At 58.2% G+C, this 869-nt stretch carries 1 protein-coding gene; it reads left to right on the top strand.

The window, feature by feature from the left end; translation table 11 throughout:
* Nucleotides 1-867, top strand: an 867-nt coding sequence (locus tag QWY30_RS15820) for an elongation factor Tu (RefSeq protein ID WP_290242649.1), incomplete at its 5' end; no start/stop codon positions are given.
* Nucleotides 868-869: the final 2 nt, after the last annotated feature.

Raw genomic sequence — 869 nt, 5'->3', positions numbered from 1 at the left:
GCTGACGGCCCAATGCCCCAGACTCGCGAGCACATCCTGCTGTCGCGTCAGGTGGGCGTGCCTTACATCATCGTGTTCCTGAACAAGGCCGACATGGTTGATGATGCTGAGCTGCTTGAGCTGGTCGAAATGGAAGTGCGCGAGCTCCTGTCCAAGTACGACTTCCCAGGCGACGACACACCAATCGTCAAGGGCTCGGCTAAGCTGGCTCTCGAAGGCGACACCGGCGAGCTCGGTGAGCAGGCCATCATGGCTTTGGCCGATGCGCTGGACAACTACATTCCTACGCCAGAGCGCGCAATTGACGGCACCTTCCTGATGCCAGTCGAAGACGTGTTCTCGATCTCGGGTCGCGGCACCGTGGTGACCGGCCGTATCGAGCGCGGTATCGTCAAAGTCGGCGAGGAAATCGAGATTGTCGGTATTCACGACACACTCAAGACCACTTGCACAGGCGTTGAGATGTTCCGCAAGCTGCTTGACCAGGGTCAGGCGGGCGATAACGTCGGTATCTTGTTGCGCGGTACCAAGCGCGAGGAAGTCGAGCGCGGTCAGGTTCTGGCCAAGCCAGGCTCGATCAAGCCACACACCGACTTCACCGCCGAGGTCTACATTCTGTCCAAAGACGAAGGTGGCCGTCATACGCCATTCTTTAACGGCTATCGTCCCCAGTTCTACTTCCGTACGACGGACGTGACAGGCACGATCGAGTTGCCCGCAGACAAGGAAATGGTTCTGCCAGGCGACAACGTTGGTATGACAGTCAAACTGCTCGCGCCAATCGCCATGGAAGAAGGTCTGCGTTTTGCAATCCGCGAAGGTGGCCGTACCGTCGGCGCCGGCGTCGTTGCAAAAATCCTGAAGTAATT

The organism is Zwartia panacis, assembly GCF_030410395.1.
In the GTDB taxonomy this organism is placed as follows: Bacteria; Pseudomonadota; Gammaproteobacteria; order Burkholderiales; family Burkholderiaceae_B; genus Zwartia; species Zwartia panacis.
The sequence above is the reverse complement of the archived record's forward strand: the minus strand, read 5'-3'. Positions and strand labels throughout refer to the sequence as shown.